Genomic DNA, 17,476 nt, shown 5'->3' with positions numbered 1-17,476 from the left:
TCCTCCGCCAGGGCCGATGTCCAGCGTCAGCCCTATTTCACAATGGCCTTGACCGCCGCCAGCACATCTCGGGTGGCCTGCCGGGTCGCCTCCGCATCGGGCCCGACCTTGGGCCCCAGCACCACACAGCTATCCTGATAGGAAAAGACCTTGCCGGTCTGCTGGTTGATCAACTCGCCCTTGGCGTTCTCGGTAATCCGACACTCCCGCACGGTCTGGCTGCCCTTCGCGACCACCACCGGACTCCAGGCATAGGGGCTGTCGAAGCCGTGCTCGGCGTGAGGATAGGTGTGCACCCCGAGATCGGCGCCCTGCTGCTTGAGCGTGGCGAGATAGCCCTCGCAGCGGGAATAGGGATCGTAGTTGTCGGCCAGGCCGTGGTAGACGCGCAGCGGCTTGGCGACGACCCGGTCCTGCTCGCGAAAGCTGATCGAGCAGTCGGGATAGAACGACAGATAGCCGGCGAACTGGAAGTCCTGACTTTTCCAGCGCTTGTCGAAGCGCTCCATGGCGGCATAGAGCGAGGCCTGCCCACCACGGGAAAAGCCCATCAGGATGATCTTGCCTGGATCGATGCGGGGATGCCGCGCGAGCAAGGCACCGGCGCGATAGTCATCCAGCACGAAATTGAGCCGCCCCAGCTGAGCCTGATTGGTGGCGGTGCTGGTGATGCCCCGCCCCGAGAAGCCATCCACGGCAAAGGTGGCGATGCCGGCCTGATTGAACTGCCGCTGCCAATAGGTGATGTTGGCCCCCATCCCGCCCGACCCATGCTGCAGAAGCACCACCGGCACCCGGCCCTCGCCGGGCGGCAGCGATAGTACGCCGCCGAGCAGGACCTCGGTGCCGCCCTGGTCCCCCGTCAGGAATTGCTGATCGCTCAGGGTCAGCGAGGTGAAGGTCAGCACCTCTTGCCGAGCGGGTATGTCGGTAGCGGGCGCGGTGGCGGCGAAAGCCGTGGCACTGGCAAGACCGGCAATGGCCGCGAGCAAGGGGCGCAGGGTTCCAGCGGACAGGTAGCGCATCGGTTGCATCCTTCTTGTGAGGTCTTCCCAGGGTAGCCAATCGGCGGTGCCCTGCTGGAAAGACGGCGAGCAGAACCCGCCGCACTAGCCAGAATGGGCACCTTTGCCCGCAATCCTGCCCTGAGGTACGAACCTCCTAGCCTCTGAGCGGCCGCCCTTTTCCGCTGCAAAGGTTTCCCAAATGCACCAGGACGGCTTCCTCCGATTCTCCCCGCGCCAGCGGCGAAACCGCTGGCGGGCACGCAGAGCGCCTCCCTGGCCGAGGCCATCACTGCCTTCTACAACTACGCGCCCCTCACCGCGCTGTTCAACGCCAGTGCCAGCCAGCCCCTGGGCAGTCGCACGGCCATACCCGCCGCAGCCTCAGGCTAGAGACGGAGACGCCCATCGCAAACCGGTGGGCATCCTGTCACCCGCTTCGCTTGGATGCTCGCTATACTGGCCGCGCACGGCCTGTGACGAACACCTCTAGCATCCGTGTTGGAGGCTTCAACCTGTCGCTCGCCATCTTCCCCGCTGCCCCGGCAGGGCACCGTACGAGCGACCCGATGAGCACTCTCACCTCGACTCCAGTCCCCTCGTACCTCCTGTCCCAGGACATCGATCTCATTGCCGAGATCGCCGCGGTACCCAGGATCCTGGACGTGGTCTGTCGGATGACAGGGATGGGCTTCGCCGCCGTCGCCCGAGTGACCGACGATCGCTGGATCGCCTGCAGTACCCTCGACCTGATCGGCTTCGGCCTAGAGCCCGGTGGCGAACTGGAGGTCAAATCGACCATCTGCGACGAGATCCGCGACCATCGCCAGCCGGTGGTGATCGACGACGTGGTGCTGGACGAGCTCTATCGCCATCATCACACGCCCAGGCAGTACGGCCTGCGCAGCTATATCTCGGTGCCCATCGTGCTGGAGGACGGCAGCTTCTTCGGCACCCTCTGCGCCATCGATCCGCAGCCGGCCAAGCCCAGCAGCCCGGAGATCCTGCCCGCCTTCGAACTCTTCGCCAGCATGATCGCGCTGGAGATCGACGCCCAGCGCCGCTTCGTGGCCGCCCGCAACGTGCTGCACAGCGAAGGCTTTTCCCGCAGCCTGCTCCAGGCCAGCCTGGATTGCGTCAAGGTCCTCTCCGCCGGGGGCCATATCGAATTCATGAACGCCCAGGGCCTGGAGCTCAACCAGTTGCAGTCCGTCGATCAGGTGATGGGCTGCGAATACGCCGCGCTCTGGCCTGACGCGGAGGTCGAGAAGATCCGCCACGCCGTCAGGCGCGCCGTCGAAGGCCAGGGCACCCGGGTCGAGGGATTCTGCCCCACGGCCCGGGGCGAGCCGCGCTGGTGGGAGGTGTCCTGTTCGCCCTTCGCGGTGGCCGGCACCGGCGAGGTCAAGATCGTCTGCATCTCGCGCGACATCAGCAGTCGCATCCTCGCCCAGCAGGCGCAGCAGGCCCGTGCCGAAGCCATTGCCGCGCTCAACGACGAGCTGGAGCTACGCATCTCGGAGCGCACCGCCGAGCGCGACCAGATCTGGAACTGCTCTACCGATCCGCTGTGCGTGGCCGACCTCGAAGGCTTCTTCGTCAACCTCAATCCGGCCTGGACGGCGACCCTGGGCTGGTCGCTCGACGAGCTCAAGGCCCGTCCCTTCCTGACCTTCGTCCACGATGACGACCTCGTCGCCACGCGCCAGGCGTTTCGCGACGTCAAGCAGGGCATGGCGCTGGTCAGCTTCGAAAACCGCTATCGCCACCGCGACGGCACCTACCGCTGGTTTTCCTGGAATGCCACGCGCAACGGCGAACTCATCTATGCCACCGTGCGCGACGTGACCCAGCAACGCCAGCAGACGCTGGATCTCGCGGCCGCCGAAGACGCCCTGCGCCAGGCGCAGAAGATGGAAGCCATCGGCCAGCTCACCGGGGGCGTGGCCCACGACTTCAACAACCTGCTCACCGTCGCCCGCACCTCCTGCGACCTGCTCAAGCGCCCCAACCTCAGCGATGCGCGACGCGAGCGCTACCTGGAAGCGATCTCCACCACCGTGGATCGCGCCGCGCGATTGACCGGGCAACTGCTGGCCTTCGCCCGGCGCCAGGCCCTGGCGCCCGAGGTGTTTTCCGCGCGGGACAATGTCCTGGCCATGGGTGACATGCTGGAAACCCTGCTGGGTTCGCAGGTGGGCATCGAGCTCGAGGTAGGCGATGACCCGTGCCTGGTCTATGCCGACCCCAGCCAGTTCGATACCGCGATGGTGAACATCGCGGTGAACGCCCGCGACGCCATGAGCGGTGCCGGACGCCTGACCATAGGCGTAATGACCGTCGCCGGCATTCCGGCCAGCGGGGCTCAGCCAGCGCTGGACCTCCCAGCCGTGGCCATCACCCTGGCGGACAACGGCAGTGGCATCGCCCGGGCACACCTGGAGCAGATCTTCGAGCCCTTCTTCACCACCAAGAGAGTCGGCCAGGGTACCGGACTCGGCCTGAGCCAGGTGTTCGGCTTCATCAAGCAGTCCGGTGGCGAGGTCAGGGTTACCAGCGAGGTCGGCCACGGGACGACCTTCCACCTCTATCTGCCGCTCGCGCCGGCCAGCGGGCCGCAACCGACCCTCGCTGATGCCACGGCAACGGTCGATGGCGGTGGGATCACCGTCCTGGTGGTCGAGGACAATCTCGAGGTGGGTAGCTTCGCCGTCGACCTGCTGGGCGATCTCGGCTACCACGCAGTCCTGGCCACCAACGCCGAGCGCGCCCTCGCCCTGCTCGCCGACCAGCCGGGTCGATTCGACGTGGTCTTCTCGGACGTCGTCATGCCCGGCATGAGCGGGCTGGAGCTGGCCATCGAGATCAGACGCCTCTATCGCTGCCTGCCGATCCTGCTGACCTCCGGCTACAGCCACGTCCTGGCGACCAATGGCGCCCAGGGCTTCGAGCTGATCCACAAGCCCTATTCGGCGGAGGCCCTGTCACGCCGGCTGCAGCAGATCCTCGAAGAAACCGCGACGCCCCTGACCACCTAGGGCGCCGCGGTACGGACGGTCAGGCTCAGGCACGGCCGGGGCGCACCGCCAGGGCCGAGACGAGCACCCCCGCCACCACCAGGCCGAGCCCGGCGACGAACAGGCTCGACACGGTGGCGCCAAACGCCAGGCAGGACGCCAGGGTTCCCACCAGGGGCACCCCGAGCGTGACGGTCGACATGGCGAAGGTGGATATCCGCCGGCCGAACTCCGCCGAGATCACGAAACAGGCCGAGGTGGCGATCGGACCGATAAAGAACAGCTCCTGCAACAGCCGGGTATCCAGGGTGACGGCGGTCGGCCAGCCTTCGCTCAGCCAGGCGGCAAAGGCCAGGGGCACCACGGCCAGCAGCATCTGCCAGGGTGCCAGTGCCAGCGGCGACGTCACCCAGCGATGGCGCTTCACATGGAGGATGACGAGCGCCCAGCTCACCGCGGCGAGCAGGAGAAAGAGCGCCCCCTTCACGGTGCCCGGCTGCGTCCATTCGAGTTCCGCGGGACTGCAGACGACGGCCACCCCGGCCATGCCGATGGCCAATCCGGTCAGCTGCAGGCGCGACGGCGCCTGGCGAAACAGCAGCCAGGCGACCAGCACGCACCACAGGGGCGTGGTGTAGGCCAGCAGCACGGCCCTGCTGGTGTCGATCTGCACCATGGCCACCATGCCAAGCCCGGTGAAGGTCATCATCTGCAGCAGTCCCACGCTGGCGATGATCGGCAGGTCCTGCCGGGTGGGTAGCCTGAGTTGTCCCCGCAGCGCCAGGTAGAGGCACAGGCAGACCGCGGCGCTGGCGAATCTCACGGTCGCCAGCCAGAGCGGCGGCACCGATTGCAGGGCGAGCTTGGTCACCGGCCAGCTGCTTCCCCACAGCAGCACCATGACGCCGAGCGCGACATAGGTGGAGGAAAGCCCGAAGGCCTTGCCTGGAAGGTCGAGGTTTTGCCGAATCGTAGCGCTCACGATGCCACCCTGTTGCCCATGGATCACTCGGAGTTATGCTATTTCCGCTCGCGCGCGAAAACGCACCTTTCTCTTCGTGAAAAATGGAAAGATCGGTACATCCAACCCTGCAGAGCTCTAAAAGAGGAAATTCCTACCGTGAACCGCGCCAAACTCGACGATGCCAGCCTGCGCATCCTGGATGCCCTGCAGCAGAACGCCGAACTGAGCAATGCCGAACTGGCGGAAATCGCCGGACTCTCGACGTCCCCGTGTTGGCGGCGCGTGGCGGACATGAAGGAGCATGGCGTCTTGCGCGGCGCCGTGACCCTGGTCGATCCGGCCGCGCTGGGGCTCGCCATCAACGTTTTCGTGCATGTGTCGCTCAAGCTGCAGGACAAGCAGTCGCTGGAGGTCTTCACGGATGCGATCAAGGAGCGTCCGGAGGTCATGGAGTGCTACCTGATGAGCGGCGAGGCCGACTTCATGCTCAGGGTGGTGAGCGAGGACCTGGCCAAGTACCAGACGCTGCTGCTGGATTGCCTCACGACCATCCCCGTCGTCGCCAGCATCAGATCAAGCTTCGCCCTGAGCCAGGTGAAGTACACCACCGCCCTACCGACCAATCACCTGCGCGGACGGGCGGCGGGCAGCCATCGCTGAGACTGCCCGCTGTCGCGCGCCCAAGCGTGGCCGAGGGTGCTCATGGACCGCCTGCCGCCCCGGCCCGCGCCTGTCGGAGGGTGCCCGGACAGCCGGACCCGCGACGCGACGGCGGCCATCCACCCCGGGCGAGCGATCGGGTAACATGCGCCGCCGCGGGCCAGTGGCCCCTTTCTCTCGGTAAGGAGTCACAGTGTTCGATACCCAGGTCATCATCATCGGTGCCGGCGCCGCCGGTTTGATGTGCGCCCTGAGCGCTGCGGCGCGTGGGCGCCGGGTACTGGTACTCGACCACGCCAACAAGGCCGGCAAGAAGATCCTCATGTCCGGCGGCGGCCGCTGCAACTTCACCAACCTCTATTGCGAGCCCGCCAACTTCCTCTCGCAGAACGCGCATTTCTGCAAATCGGCCCTGGCGCGCTACACCCAATGGGACTTCATCGCCCTGGTGGCCAAGCACGGCGTGCCCTATCACGAGAAGAAGCTCGGCCAGCTGTTCTGCGACAACAAGGCCAGCGACATCCTTGCCCTGCTGCTGGACGAGTGCGAACAGGGCGGCGTCGACATCCGCCTCAATACCTCGGTGCAGGAGATCGCCCGCCTCGACCCGGGCGGCTATCAGCTGCAGACCAGCCTGGGCCCGGTGCGTGGCGAGTCCCTGGTGATCGCCACCGGCGGCCTGTCCATCCCGACCCTCGGCGCCACCGGCTTCGGCTATCAGGTCGCCCGCCAGTTCGGCCATCAGCTGCTGCCGACCCGCGCCGGTCTGGTGCCCTTCACCATCACCGATCCGCAGCTCAAGGAATTCTGCAGCGCCCTGTCCGGCACGGCGGTGGAAGATTGCCGGATCAGCTGCAACGGCCAGAGCTTCGTCGAGAATCTGCTGTTCACCCACCGTGGCCTCAGCGGTCCGGCGATCCTGCAGATCTCTTCCTACTGGCAACCCGGCGACAGCCTCAGCATCGACCTGCTGCCGCACTTGGACCTGGCCCAGTGGCTCGCCGAGCAGCGCCAGGCGCGGCCCAACAGCGAACTCAAGACCCTGCTGGGCGAGCTGTTCACCAAGAAGATGGCCACGCTGCTCGCCGACAGCTGGTTCCAGTCCCGGCCGCTGAAGCAATACACCCCGGACGAACTCAAGGTCATCGCCGCCCGCCTGCACGACTGGCAACTGGTCCCGGCGGGCACCGAGGGCTACCGGACCGCCGAGGTCACCCTGGGCGGCGTCGACACCCGCGAGGTGTCGTCCAAAACCCTGGAGTCGCTCAAGTCGCCCGGCCTGTACTTCATCGGCGAGGTGCTGGATGTCACCGGCCACCTGGGCGGTTTCAACTTCCAGTGGGCCTGGGCGTCGGGTTACGCGGCGGCGCAGTACGTCTAGGCCAAAGGAAAGCGCTTTGCGCCTGGAGTCAGGCAGCCGCAGACGGCCAGGTCTGGCACGCGATACGCAGGAAATTCCCGCCCAGGATGGCGTCGATGTCGGCGGCGGTGTAGCCCCGATCCGCCAGTTGGCGTACCAGTTCAGGTAGCGCCTCGGGTTGCAGCTGGGTATGACCATGCGGCTGTCCATAGTGGCGTGCGGGCCACCAGTCTTCGGCGTCGACGCCAGCGGGCAGGTCATGGTCGGCCGGGCACAATTCGGTATCCAGCCCGATGCCGATATGGCGAATCCCGACCCGCTCCGCCAGGTAGTCGATCTGGCGGACAAAGCTGGCCACCGAAGCCGCGGGATCACCCAGAAAGATGCCTAGCCCGGTCAAGCCGATCACCCCATCCTGGTCGGCGCAGGCGCGGATCTGGCGATCGCTCACCGTCCGCGGATGCTCGTGGAGCGCCTTGATGTTGGTGTGGGAAAAGACCACCGGCCGTGTCGACACCGCCATGATCTCCAGGCTGGCGCGCTCGCTCGCGTGGGCACAGTCGAGGGTGATGCCCGCCGCATTGCCGGCCGCCACCATCTCGCGACCCAGCGCCGTCAAACCGCCCCCCGCGCCATGGCAACCCCCGGCGCAGCTGTTGTCGCGGTTGTAGGCGAGCAGCATCTGGCGCACCCCGAGACTGGCATAGAGCCCGACCATCGCCGGGTCGTCGAGCAGCATGGTCGAGCCTTCGAGATCGAAGGACACGGCCAGCTTGCCTTGCTCACGCGCCCGGTGGATGTCGGCCACCGTGCCGACCAGACGGAAGTGCGCCTCATGCCGCGCCAGCCAGGCGCGGAAATCCGCGAGGGTTTGCACCACCATCGCGAAAGGCGTCATGTCCATGCCGACGTTGATCGACACATGATGGAAGCCGGCGTCGCGATAGCGATGCAAGCCGGACATGTCCTGCCCCGGCACCAGGGGCAGGCAGGCATGCGCCTCCCAGCGGATCGGCCCGAGTCCCGCGGATATGGCTGTGACCGGCTGCATTGGCGTCCCCCTACGCACGTCTCGAGGGATGCAACATAGCATGCGAACGGGGGCCGGGGTCCGCCCGGCCCGCCGCGGCGCTAACCGACGTTCACGGTCCGCAGCAGCGCCGGATCCACGACCCTTGCCTGATAGCGCACCGACGCCTGGCCATAGGCCTGGGGATCGAGCACCTGGTCCCAGCGTGCCGGTGCCTGCGTCTGCACCGCGACGACCTCGGAATGGGCCGCCTTGGGCTGCAGTGCGGCCTGGGCGCGTCTTTCGTTGATCTCGGCGGCCATGGCGGTGTAGCTGGCGGTGCTGAGCAGGGCGAGAGCGGCCATCTTGTTGAAGACGTTCATGGTGGATCCTCCTGTCTTGAACACGGGGGCTGGCGTCGCCGCGGCAGCGGGCCGGCGTCAGTCACGGTTCCACCTTGCGCCCAGGCGTCTTAACGCTGTCTTAACCCCTCTGAACCCGACCTGAACGACTGCGACAACCTGCCCCAGGCGATGGCCACTGGCCAATTGATCTGGATCAGTTTTGCCCAGGGCCAGCAGGCGCATCCTGCATGCAGCCGCCACTCCGTCCTGGAGCGGCGCCACGGCTCGCGAGGTCGCCATGAACGGACGCCTGGTCAAGGAACTGCTGATCATCCTGCTGATCAAGCTGGCGCTGCTCATGGCGATCAAGAGCCTCTGGTTCAGCGCCCCCACGGTGCCGCCTAACGCCACCCAGGCGGTCAGCGCCCACCTGCTGGACTAGTACCCCTTCCCTTCGCTTGAGGAGATTGCCGGGATGATCTCGGAATCCGTCGTGGACCTGTCACGCCTGCAATTCGGCATGACCGCGCTGTATCACTTCATCTTCGTGCCCCTGACCCTGGGGCTGGTGGTGATCCTGGGGATCATGGAGTCGGTCTATGTGATGACCGGCAAACAGGTCTACAAGGACATGACCCAGTTCTGGGGCAAGCTGTTCGGCATCAACTTCGCCCTGGGCGTCACCACCGGCCTGACCATGGAGTTCCAGTTCGGCACTAACTGGGCCTACTACTCCCACTATGTCGGCGACATCTTCGGCGCGCCCCTGGCCATCGAGGGCCTGATGGCCTTCTTCCTCGAATCGACGCTGATCGGGCTGTTCTTCTTTGGCTGGGAGCGGCTGTCGAAAGGGCAGCACCTGCTGGTGACCTGGCTGGTGGCCCTGGGCTCGAATCTCTCCGCGCTGTGGATCCTGGTGGCCAACGGCTGGATGCAGAATCCGGTCGGTGCCGAATTCAACTACGTCACCATGCGCATGGAGCTGGTCGACTTCGGCGCTCTGCTGCTCAACCCCGTGGCCCAGGTGAAGTTCGTCCACACCGTGGCCTCGGGTTATGTCACCGGCGCCATCTTCGTCCTGGCGATCTCCAGCTACTACCTGCTCAAGGGCCGCGACATCGGCTTCGCCCGGCGTTCCTTTGCCGTGGCCGCCGCCTTCGGCATGGCCGCAGTCATCTCGGTGATCGTGCTGGGCGACGAATCCGGCTATCGCGTGGGCGAGGTACAGAAGGTCAAGCTGGCCGCCATCGAAGCCGAGTGGAACACCGAGGCAGCCCCTGCCTCCTTCACCCTGTTCGGGATCCCCAACCAGCAGGAGATGCGCACCGACTACGCGGTAAAGATCCCCTATGTGATGGGCCTGATCGCCACCCGCTCCACCACCGAGCAGGTCACCGGCATCAAGGATCTGGTCAAGCACTACGAAGAACGCATCCGCAGCGGCGCCCAGGCCTATGCCCTGCTGGAGCGCCTGCGCGCCGGCGACGACTCCGCCGCTACCCGAGCCGCCTTCGATGCCCGCAAGCATGACCTGGGCTATGGCCTGCTGCTCAAGAAATACACCAAGGATCTGCCTGCCGCCTCCGACGAGCAGGTGCGCAAGGCCGCCCTGGACACCATCCCCAACGTGGCGAGCGTGTTCTGGACCTTCCGCATCATGGTCGCCAGCGGCGTGCTGATGCTGGCCCTGTTCCTCTGCGCCTTCTGGGCCTCGACCCGGCGCAACGAACTCAGGAAACCCTGGCTGCTGAAGGGGGCGCTGTTCAGCCTGCCCCTGCCCTGGATCGCCACCCAGACCGGCTGGTGGGTCGCCGAGCATGGTCGCCAGCCCTGGACCATCAGCGAGGTGCTGCCCACCCACCTGTCGGCCTCGACCCTGGCCCCAGCCGACCTCTGGGGTTCCATCGGCGCCCTGGTCACCTTCTACACCCTGCTGCTGATCGTGGAGCTGTACCTGATGATCCGCTTCGCCCGCCTCGGCCCGAGCAGCCTGCATACCGGCCGCTACTTCCATGAACGCGCCGCCCAGGTCGGCGACGCCCTGCGCCAGGCCGCGGTGGCCAAGCCCGCTGCCCCGGCCAACGTCTGAGGAGACCGCCATGTTCGACTATGAAGTCCTCAAGCTCATCTGGTGGGTGCTGATCGGCGTGCTGCTGATCGGCTTCGCCCTCACCGACGGATTCGACATGGGCGCCATGATCCTCATGCCCCTGATCGGCAAGACCGACAAGGAACGCCGCGCCGCCATCAACAGCATCGCCCCGCACTGGGACGGCAACCAGGTGTGGTTCATCACCGCCGGCGGCGCCCTCTTCGCCGCCTGGCCGATGGTCTATGCCACCGCCTTCTCCGGACTCTACTGGGCGCTGCTGCTGGTGCTCTTCGCCCTGTTCCTGCGCCCGGTGGGCTTCGACTACCGCAGCAAACTGGACAACAGCCGCTGGCGCAGCGCCTGGGACTGGGGCCTGTTCACCGGCAGCCTGGTCCCGGCGCTGGTGTTCGGCGTGGCCTTCGGCAATCTCTTCCAGGGCGTGCCCTTCCAGCTCGACGACACCCTGAGATCCACCTACAGCGGCAGCTTCTTCGCCCTGCTCAACCCCTTCGCGCTGCTCTGCGGCGGGGTCAGCCTGGCCATGCTCTGCGCCCATGGCGGCAGCTGGCTGATGCTGCGCACCCACCAGGCCCTGGGCGAGCGCGCCCGCCGCGCCACCGGCCTGTGCGCCCTGCTGCATCTCGCCACCTTCGGCCTGGCCGGCGTCTGGCTGGCCCATGGCATCGACGGCTATGTGCTAATCAGCCAGGGCGATCCGGGCACTGCCCTGAATCCGCTGCACAAGGTGGTCGCGGCCGGCAACCCGGGCTGGCTGGCCAACTACCATGCCCAACCGCTGACCCTGATCGCCCCGGTCGTGGCTGTACTCGGCAGCGTCCTCGCGCTGCTGGGCAGCAGCTGGCGCCAGGCCGGTCTGGCCTTTACCGGCACGGCCCTGGCCATCGTCGGCACCCTCGCCACCGCCGGCTGCGCGCTGTTTCCCTTCGTGCTGCCGTCGAGCCTGGATCCGGCCTCCAGCCTGACCGTCTGGGACGCCGTCTCCAGCCACAAGACGCTGGGCATCATGTTCGTCGCCGCGGCCCTCTTCGTGCCGCTCATCCTCGCCTACACCCTGTGGAGCTACGTCCGCATGTGGGGCAAGGTCGATGACCGCTTCATCGACGCCAACCCCCACGGCCTCTACTGATCAGCCTCTCAAGGAGACACGCCATGTGGTACTTCACCTGGATCCTCGGTGTCCTGCTCGCCGCGAGCTTCGGCATCATCAACGCCCTCTGGCTGGAAAGCACCCGGGAGCTGGACGTCCATGACGACGCCGAATGCTGAAGCCCTGCCCCGCGTCCACCCGCTGGGGCGGACGCTGTCCCTGCTGCTGGCGGCGCCCCTGGCCCTGCTGCTGCTGATCCACCCCGGGCTGATGCTCGACGCCAGCGGCCACTACAGCCATCCGCTGCTGATGGCGGTGATGCTGGGCGTGTCCGCCGGACTGGTCCACGGCGTCGGCTTCGTGCCGCGCCTGTGGCTCTGGCGCTTGGTGTTCGGGCCGGCGGTGGGCTGGCCGCTGCTGGTGCTCGGCTACGCCCTGCTCTTCAGGGCGCAGCTGGGCTGATCGACGTCCGACCCTAGCGCCCGGCCTCCCCGGGCGCAGCACGCACCACCCGGCGTACCGCCTGACATACAGCCTGGTGCATTCTCACTCGCACCACTGATTAACCTGACTATAAAGGTTCGTCCCGGGGTGCCGACATAACCGCAATCGACCTCGCCCACGACGGCTGATCGCTTTGCCGCCGGCGCCCCTGCTGACCGCCTCAGAGAAGTCCACCATGCTCAGGAATGCCCCCCTAAGTACCAAGCTCCTGCTGATCCTGCTGCTGCCGCTGGCTGGCTTCCTGGTGATCTCGGGCCTCTACACCGCCGACCGCTACGAAACCTTCAAGGACATGGAGCACACGGTCACCGCCAGTGCCACGGCGCAGCGCATCAGCGCCGTGATCACCAGCCTGCAGCGCGAGCGCGGCGCCAGCGGCGTCTTTCTCGGCAGCGGCGGCAAGTCGATGCAGGACAAGCTGAAGACCTTCCGCCAGGACAGCGACAACGCCCATGGCGAACTCAAGACCCTCGCCAGCGGTAGCGATGCAAACATCCAGGCCCTGCTGCGTGCCCTGGACGGTCTGCCGGAGCTGCGCACCAAGGTCGACGGCCTGGCGCTCAACAGCACCCAGTCCGGTGCGGCCTACACCGACCTGATCAAGACGCTGATCGGCTACACCCATTCGCTGGAAGCCGGGGTCGACGATCCGGCCATCCTGCGCGCCCTGGGCGCCCTCAATCTGTTCGTCGAGATGAAGGAACGCGCCGGTCGCGAGCGGGTGCTCCTGGGTCTGGCCTTCAACCAGAATCGCTTCGACGCCAGCCTGCTGTCGCGCTTCGCCCGCAACCTGGGCGAATTCTCCGCCTATGCCGACGCCTTCCAGCGCAAGGCCACGCCCGAGTTCATCCGCCAGCTCGACGACACCTTCAAGCAACCCAGCGCCCAGGAAGTCAGCCGCCTGCAGCAACTGGCCTTTACCGTTCCCCTTGGCGACGCCCTGGGCGTCAAGCCGGAGGACTGGTTCAACCTGGCCACCCAGCGCATCGACCTGATGGGCAAGGTGGAGGCGGACCTCGGCGCCAGCGTCGGCGCCCAGGCCGAGCAGGCCCGCGCCGCTGCCAGTCGCGATCTCTGGATCACCCTGGGCCTGGTGCTGCTGGTGCTGGTGGCCGTCTCGGCGCTGGCCTGGGTGATCATCCGCAACATCAAGCAGGCAGTCGAACAGGTCAATGGCACCCTCACCCGCCTGGCCACCCGTGACCTCACCGCCCGTTGCGCCTATCAGGGCAAGGACGAGTTCGGCACCATCACCGGCAACCTCAACCAGATGAGCCAGGAGCTGGGCCAGGTGATCCAGGAGATCGGCGCGGCCACCGTCCAGGTCGCCACCGCTGCCGAGGAGGCTTCGGCGGTCGCCATCCAGACCAGCCAGAACGTCGCCCAGCAGCGCCTGGGCACCGATCAGGTGGCCACCGCCATCGCCGAGATGAGCGCGACGGTCAAGGACGTCGCCCGCAGCACCACCGAAGCCGCCGAGGGCTCGCGCCAGGTCGAGGGCAACACCAGCCAGGGTCGTCGCGAATTGCAGGCCACCATCGGCCTGGTGCAGGGGCTGTCGGTGCAGGCCGAACGGACCTCGGACATCATCGCCGAACTCAAGCACGAGAGCGATGCCATCTCCTCGGTGCTGGACGTGATCCGTGGCATCGCCGAGCAGACCAATCTGCTGGCGCTCAACGCCGCCATCGAAGCCGCTCGCGCCGGTGAGGCCGGGCGTGGCTTCGCCGTGGTGGCCGACGAGGTGCGCTCCCTGGCGCAAAAGACCCAGCAATCCACCGGCAGCATCCAGCAGATGATCAATAATCTGCAGACCGGCTCCGACCGCGCCACCCAGGCCATGCAGGAAACCCTGAGCCAGGTGCAGACCGGCGCCAGCAATGTGGTTCGCGCCGGCGAGCTGCTGGGCGAGATCGCCGAGGGCGTGACCCTGATCAACGACCGCACCATCCAGGTCGCCTCGGCCGCCGAACAGCAGAGCCAGGTCGCCGAAGAGATCAGTCGCAACGTCAACGACATCAACGACCTGGTGATCCAGGTCAGCGCCGGTGCCGAACAGACCGCGGTCACCAGTCGCGAACTGGCGCGCCTCGCCGAACAGCAGCAGGCGCTGGTGGGTCGCTTCCGGGTGGCCTGACTCCACCCAGGCACTCGATGGCCAGAGAGGAGGACAGCGCCAGGTCCCCCTCTCTGGCCATACGCTGCAAGTTCGCTCTTCCCGCTCCCGCTCCCGCTATCCTCTCCCGCCTCCGCGCCTCCCTGCGTTGCCCTGCCGCTGGGCTTGGTCGCCCTTCGGCACTGCCCAGCCTCGCCCCCAACCCGGACGTCAGTGCTCTGTACCGAGTTCTACCGTCTGCCCCGGCTTGATCCTTCCACCGCAGGCCTTTGCCGCCATCGCCCTTCAGCCCCGGTGGCGACTCCGCGGTTCCAGACGGAGCAGGGAATCGGCAACCAACACCCACGAACCGCTCTAGCACGCTACTTGCAGGCATTACAGCCGGTCATGCGCGCGCATCCGCCACCCGGGTATTTCCCCAAGCAACAGTCAGGCTTTGAGCAGCTGAATCCTGTCCGGCGATGCCTGCGCGGTGACCTCTCATGGAACCTATCCCTCGCGTCCCAGCAAGCGCGAGGGTCATCTCTTGAAGGACTGACCGATGCTGAAGAACGCCGCCCTGAGTACCAAGCTGCTGCTGATCCTGCTCCTGCCCCTGACCGGCTTTCTGCTGATTTGCGGTCTCTTCCTCAAGGAGCGCTACCAGACGCTGGAGAATCTCGATCACACCGTGACCGCCAGCGCCACGGCGCAAGACGTCAGCACCCTGATCACCAACCTGCAACGCGAACGGGGCGCCAGCGGCGCCTTTCTCAGCAGTGGCGGCACGGCCGTGCGTGACGACCTGCGAACCTATCGCCAGGACAGCGACCAGGCCCAAGGCGCCTTGCGCGCCCGGGTGGCCAGCGACGATACCGCCCTGCAACCCGTGCTGAAGCTCCTCGACGGCCTGCCCGGGGTACGCACCACCGTGGACGGCCTGACGATCAGCGGTACCCAATCCAGTGCCGCCTATACTGAGATGATCCAGGCGTTGATCGGCTACAACAGCAAGCTCGAAGCCGAAGTCGAGGATCCGGCGATCAAGCGCGCCCTGAATGCCCTGAATCTGTTCGTCGAGATGAAGGAAAGAGCCGGCCGCGAGCGCGCGCTGCTGGGGATAGCCTTCAGCAGGAATCGGCTGGAGTTGCCGCTACTGGTGCAGATCGCACGCAATCTCGGCGAATTCACCGCCTACGCCGACGCCTTCAGGCAGAGGTCCGCGCCCGAGGTCGTCCAGCGATTCGAGAACCTCCTCAAGCAGCCCGGTGCCCTGGAGCTGGCGCAGTTGCAGCGGCGCGCGCTCTACACGACGCCGGGTAGACCGCTGAATGTGCAGCCGGACACCTGGTTCGACCTGGCCACCCAGCGCATCGATCAGCTGGGCACCCTGGAAACGGAGCTGGGCGCCAGCATCATCGCCACCACCGAACAGCTACGCGACGGCGCCAGCCGCGATCTCTGGACCACCCTCGGCCTGATGCTGGTGCTGCTGGTGGCCGTTTCGGTGCTGGCGTGGCTGGTCATCCGCAACATCAGGCAGGCGGTCGAACAGGTCAACGGCACCCTCACCCGCCTGGCGACCCGCGACCTCAGCGCCCGTTGCGTCTACCAGGGCCGGGACGAATTCGGCACCATCACCGGCAACCTCAATCTGATGAGCCAGGAACTCGGCCAGGTCATCCAGGAGATCGGCGCGGCCACCCAGCAGGTCGCCACCGCCGCCGAAGAAGCCTCGGCGGTCGCCATCCAGACCAGCGAAAACGTGACCCAGCAACGCCTGGGCACCGATCAGATGGCCACCGCCATCGCCGAGATGAGCGCCACGGTCAAGGATGTCGCCCGCAGCACCAGCGAAGCCGCCGAGGGCTCGCGGCAGGTCGAGGCCAGCGCCCGCCAGGGTCGCCACGAATTGCAGGCCACCATCGGCCTGGTGCAGGGGCTGTCGGTGCAGGCCGAGCGCACCGCGCAGATCATCGCCGAACTCAAGCAGGAGAGCGACGCCATCTCCCTCGTGCTGGACGTGATCAATGGCATTGCCGGGCAGACCAATCTGCTGGCGCTGAATGCGGCCATCGAGGCGGCGCGCGCCGGTGAGGCCGGTCGCGGCTTTGCCGTGGTGGCCGACGAGGTACGCTCCCTGGCGCAAAAGACCCAGCAGTCCACCGGCAGCATCCAGCAGATGATCAGCCGCCTGCAGAGCGGCACCGACCGCGCCGCCCAGGCCATGCAGGAGACCCTCGGCCAGGTGCAGACCGGCGCCGGCAACATGCTCCGCGCCGGCGAATTGCTCAGCGAGATCGCCGAGGGCGTGACCCTGATCAACGATCGCAATATCCAGGTGGCCTCGGCCGCCGAGCAGCAGAGCCAGGTCGCCGAAGACATCAGCCGCAACGTCAGCGACATCCATGAGCTGGTCATCCAGGTCAGCGCCGGTGCCGAGCAGACCGCGGTCACCAGTCGCGAACTGGCCCGCCTGGCCGACGCCCAGCAGTCATTGGTGGGGCGCTTCCAGGTGGCCTGAGCCCCGCGCCGGCCGCTGTACGGTGGAAAAGCCGCCCCTCTGGATGGCGACGCCGGCGCGCCCTGTCGCCAGACTGGGCGCCGCTGTCAGCGACTGGTCGCCGGCAGCGCAGGACCGGCCAGCCCAGGACCGGCCACCAGACCGCCTGGAAACGCCATGGATACCTTTGCCCTCTACCTGCTGCTGTGCGGCCTCACCATTGCCAGTCCTGGTCCGGGCGTGCTGCTCACGGTCAACAACGCCCTGCTGCTGCAGTGGCGCGGCGCCCTGCCAGGCATCCTCGGTGTGGTGCTGGGCATCCTGCTGGTAGCCATTCTGGCCAGCACCGCGCTCGGCGCCCTGGTGAGCAGTTCGCCACGGGCGCTGCAGGGGCTGCAATTGCTCGGCGCGCTCTATCTGGGGTGGTTGGGTCTGAGTCGCCTGCGCCAGGACTCGCTTCCAGGCCAGCGGACCGGCACTACCCGGCCGGCGATCGGCGTCGCCAGACGCCTCCGGCAAGGGCTGCTGGTGTCCCTCACCAATCCCAAGCTGATCATCTTCTTTCTGGCGCTGTTTCCGCCCTTCATCCAGGCCGACCGCCCGGTGCTGCCGCAGCTGGTGCTGCTGGTGGCGAGCTTCTGCCTGTTGAGCCTCCTCATTCACTGCAGCTACGCCGGGGCCGCAGCAGCCTTGAGTACCCGCCTGACCGCGGGTTCCACCCTCGCGCGCCTGAACCGGGCGGCCGGCGGACTCTTTCTGCTGTTCGCCGCGCTGCTGCTGGGTGCGGCCCTGGGTGTCCTAGTGCCTAATGCCTAA

General features: G+C 66.8%; 15 protein-coding genes. 11 read left to right on the top strand and 4 right to left on the bottom strand.

Features of this window, described 5'->3' with window-relative positions:
* Positions 1–32 precede the first annotated feature (32 nt).
* Complete coding sequence (locus POR01S_RS02555) at positions 33–1,025, bottom strand: dienelactone hydrolase family protein (RefSeq protein WP_042133542.1); 993 nt, start codon at positions 1,023–1,025, stop codon at positions 33–35.
* Between the two features lie 548 nt (positions 1,026–1,573).
* On the opposite strand from POR01S_RS02555, the gene POR01S_RS02550 reads away from it, so the two are divergent.
* The gene (locus POR01S_RS02550) at positions 1,574–4,042 is read left to right on the top strand and encodes a PAS domain-containing protein (protein WP_081875152.1); all 2,469 of its coding nucleotides are present in this window, start codon (positions 1,574–1,576) and stop codon (positions 4,040–4,042) included.
* A 25-nt stretch (positions 4,043–4,067) separates the two neighbouring features.
* On the opposite strand, the gene POR01S_RS02545 is transcribed toward POR01S_RS02550, so the two are convergent.
* Positions 4,068–5,003, bottom strand: a complete 936-nt coding sequence (locus POR01S_RS02545) for a DMT family transporter (RefSeq protein WP_255211786.1) — start codon at positions 5,001–5,003, stop codon at positions 4,068–4,070.
* Between the two features lie 138 nt (positions 5,004–5,141).
* Between POR01S_RS02545 and POR01S_RS02540 the strand changes: the two genes are divergently transcribed.
* A complete protein-coding gene (locus POR01S_RS02540) occupies positions 5,142–5,645 on the top strand; it encodes an Lrp/AsnC family transcriptional regulator (protein WP_217996690.1) in 504 nt (167 codons plus the stop codon).
* A gap of 193 nt (positions 5,646–5,838) precedes the next feature.
* Entirely contained in the window at positions 5,839–7,026 is a 1,188-nt protein-coding gene (locus POR01S_RS02535) for a BaiN/RdsA family NAD(P)/FAD-dependent oxidoreductase (RefSeq protein ID WP_027599764.1), read from the top strand.
* 28 nt (positions 7,027–7,054) lie between these two features.
* Here POR01S_RS02535 and POR01S_RS02530 read toward each other — a convergent pair whose 3' ends face one another.
* The gene (locus tag POR01S_RS02530) at positions 7,055–8,056 is read right to left on the bottom strand and encodes a membrane dipeptidase (protein ID WP_042133540.1); all 1,002 of its coding nucleotides are present in this window, start codon (positions 8,054–8,056) and stop codon (positions 7,055–7,057) included.
* Positions 8,057–8,136: 80 nt separating this feature from the next.
* Complete coding sequence (locus tag POR01S_RS02525) at positions 8,137–8,397, bottom strand: hypothetical protein (RefSeq protein WP_042133538.1); 261 nt, start codon at positions 8,395–8,397, stop codon at positions 8,137–8,139.
* A 259-nt stretch (positions 8,398–8,656) separates the two neighbouring features.
* Between POR01S_RS02525 and cydP the strand changes: the two genes are divergently transcribed.
* The 8 genes from cydP (at position 8,657) to POR01S_RS02490 (ending at position 17,476) form a co-directional block, all read left to right on the top strand.
* Entirely contained in the window at positions 8,657–8,800 is a 144-nt protein-coding gene (gene cydP / locus POR01S_RS23795; protein ID WP_169742405.1) for a cytochrome oxidase putative small subunit CydP, read from the top strand.
* A gap of 33 nt (positions 8,801–8,833) precedes the next feature.
* Positions 8,834–10,447: a cytochrome ubiquinol oxidase subunit I gene (locus POR01S_RS02520; protein ID WP_042133535.1), complete on the top strand. Its 1,614-nt coding sequence runs from the start codon at positions 8,834–8,836 to the stop codon at positions 10,445–10,447.
* Positions 10,448–10,457: 10 nt separating this feature from the next.
* Positions 10,458–11,597 carry a cytochrome d ubiquinol oxidase subunit II gene (cydB, locus tag POR01S_RS02515; RefSeq protein ID WP_042133533.1) on the top strand — a complete coding sequence of 380 codons (1,140 nt, stop codon included), beginning with the start codon at positions 10,458–10,460 and terminating at the stop codon, positions 11,595–11,597.
* A 23-nt stretch (positions 11,598–11,620) separates the two neighbouring features.
* The gene (gene cydX / locus POR01S_RS23270; RefSeq protein ID WP_007158843.1) at positions 11,621–11,737 is read left to right on the top strand and encodes a cytochrome bd-I oxidase subunit CydX; all 117 of its coding nucleotides are present in this window, start codon (positions 11,621–11,623) and stop codon (positions 11,735–11,737) included.
* Positions 11,718–12,020, top strand: coding sequence for a cyd operon YbgE family protein (locus tag POR01S_RS02505; protein WP_042133531.1), 303 nt, complete (start codon positions 11,718–11,720; stop codon positions 12,018–12,020). Before cydX ends, POR01S_RS02505 begins: the two co-directional genes overlap by 20 nt.
* A 217-nt stretch (positions 12,021–12,237) precedes the next feature.
* Positions 12,238–14,199, top strand: a complete 1,962-nt coding sequence (locus POR01S_RS02500; protein WP_042133528.1) for a methyl-accepting chemotaxis protein — start codon at positions 12,238–12,240, stop codon at positions 14,197–14,199.
* Positions 14,200–14,719: 520 nt separating this feature from the next.
* Entirely contained in the window at positions 14,720–16,681 is a 1,962-nt protein-coding gene (locus POR01S_RS02495) for a methyl-accepting chemotaxis protein (RefSeq protein ID WP_042133527.1), read from the top strand.
* 156 nt (positions 16,682–16,837) lie between these two features.
* A complete protein-coding gene (locus tag POR01S_RS02490) occupies positions 16,838–17,476 on the top strand; it encodes a LysE family translocator (protein ID WP_042133525.1) in 639 nt (212 codons plus the stop codon).

This window comes from Pseudomonas oryzihabitans NBRC 102199 (assembly GCF_000730625.1).
Classification (GTDB): Bacteria; Pseudomonadota; Gammaproteobacteria; order Pseudomonadales; family Pseudomonadaceae; genus Chryseomonas; species Chryseomonas oryzihabitans.
This window is presented reverse-complemented; position numbering and strand designations above follow the sequence as displayed.